Genomic DNA, 2,969 nt, shown 5'->3' on the forward strand with positions numbered 1-2,969 from the left:
GGGCGAGCCCCCCCCGCCCCACCCAGGAGAAGCCCATGCCCACCCCCACGCCACCTTTTGAACCCCGCCCCTTCGAACTGGGCCTCTACACCTTCGCGGAACGCACGCCCGACCCCGCCACCGGTCTCACCGTCAGCCCCGGGCAGCGGATGAAAGACCTGCTCGAGGAGGTGGAACTGGCCGATCAGGTCGGCCTCGACGTGTTCGGCGTCGGCGAACATCACCGGCCCGACTACCTCGTGTCCGCGCCGGCGATGGTGCTGGCCGCCGCCGCCGCGCGCACGCGCCACATCCGCCTGACCAGTGCCGTGACGGTCCTGGGCACCGAGGACCCCGTCCGGGTCTACCAGCAGTTTGCCACGCTGGACCTGATTTCGGGGGGTCGGGCCGAGATCATGGCCGGGCGCGGGTCCTTCGCGGAGTCCTTCCCGCTGTTCCTGGGCGGTGCACCCGCCGACTACGACGCGCTGTTCGCCGAGAAGCTGGAGTTGCTGCTCAGGGCGCGGGACCACGAACATGTCGTCTGGCAGGGGCGCACCCGTCCCGCGCTGCGCGGCGAGGGAGTGTATCCGCGCCACCTGCAAGAGCAACTCCCCATCTGGCTCGCGGTGGGGGGCACGCCGGCCTCGGCCCGGCGCGCGGGGACGCTCGGCCTGCCGATGGCCCTGGCCATCATCGGTGGGATGCCAGAGCGCTTCGTGCCCTTCGCCACCCTCTTCCGCGAGTCGGCCCGCGCCGCCGGGCACGACCCGGCCCGGCTCGCCCTCGGGATCAACTCGCACGGCTTCATCGCGCCCACCTCGCAGCAGGCCGCCGACGAGGCCTATCCGGTTCACGCGGCGGTCATGAACCAGCTCGGGCGGGAGCGGGGCTGGCCGCCGATCACCCGCGCCCACTTCGAGGGCGACCGTTCGTTGCGCGGCGCGCTGTTTGTGGGCGACCCGCAGCAGGTCACCGAGAAAATCCTCTTTCAGCACGACCTGTTCGGCCACCAGCGTTTCCTGATGCAGATGAGCGTCGGGACCCTGCCCCACGCGCAGATCATGAAGTCCATCGAACTGTACGGCACCGAGGTCGCCCCCGTGGTCCGCGCCGAGATCGCGCGCCGAAATGCCGGCGCAGCGGGGCTTCAGGCCGGGCTGTCCGCCAACGGCAACTCGTAGCGCACCACCTGGAAGCCCCTGATCTCCCGCTCGTCCACCGCCCGGAACCCCGCCGCCCCGTACAGCGCCCGGAGTTTGGGGCGGTCGGCGGCGGTGTCCAGCCGCAGGAAGGCAGCCCCCGCCTCGCGGGTTTCGCGCGCGGCTTCCGCCAGCAGGAGGGGAGCCAGCCCACGCCCCTGCGCGCGCGGGTGAATGCCGAGCTTGTGCAGATACAGCGCCTCGCCGGGCGGGTCGTCCGGCCAGAACAGCGGATCGGTGCCCAGCAGCACGAACGTACCCACTGCGGCGGCACCCTGCCAGGCCACGCGCCAGCCTTCCGCCGGGTAGTGCCGCAGAAGACGTTCGGGTGTCAGGCTGGGGAGCGGCCAGAGGGCCTCGCCGCGTTCCGTCAGCCGGGCGGCGGTCGCGGTCAGCACCGCCGAGGCCGCCGCCAGGTCGCCGCGTGTGAAGGTCAGGCTCTGCATGCCTAGCCGCCCGCCGGGGGCGCAGGCTCGGTGCCGGTCGCGTACAGATCATTCCCGCGCGCCTCCAGCCGCACGCGGGGCAAGGGGGCGTTGGCCTTGCCGAACACGGCTTCCCCGGCCCTGAGGGGGTCGAACACGCTGAAGTGACAGGGGCAGCCCAGTTGCGGGTGCCGGTCATCCCCGGGTGGGCGGTAGTTGTACGCGAAGGCCAGCACCTCCGGGTCGCGCACCAGATTCACGCGGCAGCCCAGGTGCGTGCAGACCCGGCTGAAGGCGGCGTAGTGGGTGCCGCCCACGCTCAGGCCCCCGGGCACGGGGCGGGGGAGGCGCAGGAGGGTACAGGGCCGGCCCGCGTAGGTGAAGTGGACTTCGGCCCAGTTCTGTGCCAGAGCGGAACGCGCGGCCACCCGCAGCGGCGCGCCCGGCTGGAAGTCAGGCGCGCCCACCTGCTCCTTGCCGAAGGTCACGTGGGTGGCGTACCAGCCCATATAGCCGAACGCCCCCAGCGTGCCCGCCACCGGGAGGACCCACCAGCGTTCCAGCAGGGCGCGGCGGCTGAGTTTGCCAGGGTTCACGGCCCTGCCTTCTGCCAGCGCTCCAGCACCGTCAGCATGGCGTTCAGGTCCGCTGCCTTCAGGTCGGGGAAGGCGGGCATCGCGCCTTTGCCGTGCAGGATGATGTCCCGCAGGGCTTCCCGCGTCAGCGTGGAGACGCGCAGGCTGGGGCCGAAAGCGCCGCCGCCCCCCACCGGCCCGTGACAGCTCGCGCAGCTCGCGGCGTACACGCGCAGGCCGGGGTCCGTCTCGTTCTGGCGGGCGCGGATGGCGGTGATCAGTTCATCCGCCTCGCGGCCCGCGGGGTCCAGCGTCCGGTACCGTTCCAGCGCCCTCAGCGCGTCGGCGTCCTGCCCGAAGCGGGCCAGCGCGAAGCCCAGCAGCAGTTGCGATTCCGGCTCCTTCGGCGCGAGTTGCGCCGCCGTCCGGATCAGGAGGAAGGCCTGGCGCGCGTCCTCGGGGTTGGCTGCGGTCTGCCCCTCCGGTTGACCGGGCCGGGTCAGCAATAGGATGCCCAGGCGGCGCAGCGCCTCCGGCTGCCGGGGGTCGAGCTTCAGCGCGTTGCCGTAGGCGGTGACGGCCTGGCCGTACTGCCCGCTGTCGAAGGCGGCCTTGCCCCAGGCCAGATACGCGGCCCTGTCCCGCGTGGCCTCGGCCCGGCGCTGCAATGCCGGCAGGGCCAGCGTGCCCCGGACAATCTGCGCCTCACCCGGATTCAGCGACGCGAGTTGCCAGCGCGGCACGAAGGTCAGCGCCCCCGCTGCCGTCACCAGCGCCGCTGCGGCCAC

At 72.6% G+C, this 2,969-nt stretch carries 4 protein-coding genes; 1 reads left to right on the forward strand and 3 read right to left on the reverse strand.

Translation table 11 applies throughout. The features are described 5' to 3' along the window. Positions 1 to 35: 35 nt before the first annotated feature. Complete coding sequence (locus DEIPH_RS17515; RefSeq protein ID WP_034360776.1) at positions 36 to 1,163, forward strand: LLM class flavin-dependent oxidoreductase; 1,128 nt, start codon at positions 36 to 38, stop codon at positions 1,161 to 1,163. On the opposite strand, the gene DEIPH_RS17520 is transcribed toward DEIPH_RS17515, so the two are convergent. The 3 genes from DEIPH_RS17520 to DEIPH_RS17530 all read right to left on the reverse strand — a co-directional run. Beyond that, positions 1,130 to 1,627 (reverse strand): GNAT family N-acetyltransferase, encoded by a 498-nt coding sequence (locus DEIPH_RS17520; RefSeq protein ID WP_034360778.1) that lies wholly within the window; start codon positions 1,625 to 1,627, stop codon positions 1,130 to 1,132. The two genes, DEIPH_RS17515 and DEIPH_RS17520, sit on opposite strands and share 34 nt — an antisense overlap. 2 nt (positions 1,628 to 1,629) lie before the next feature. Continuing rightward, positions 1,630 to 2,202: a Rieske 2Fe-2S domain-containing protein gene (locus tag DEIPH_RS17525; RefSeq protein WP_152545020.1), complete on the reverse strand. Its 573-nt coding sequence runs from the start codon at positions 2,200 to 2,202 to the stop codon at positions 1,630 to 1,632. Further along, positions 2,199 to 2,969 (reverse strand): c-type cytochrome (locus DEIPH_RS17530; protein WP_051517497.1); only part of this gene is annotated, 771 nt, incomplete at its 5' end. The genes DEIPH_RS17530 and DEIPH_RS17525, both read right to left, overlap by 4 nt.

The organism is Deinococcus phoenicis, from assembly GCF_000599865.1.
Taxonomy (GTDB): Bacteria; Deinococcota; Deinococci; order Deinococcales; family Deinococcaceae; genus Deinococcus; species Deinococcus phoenicis.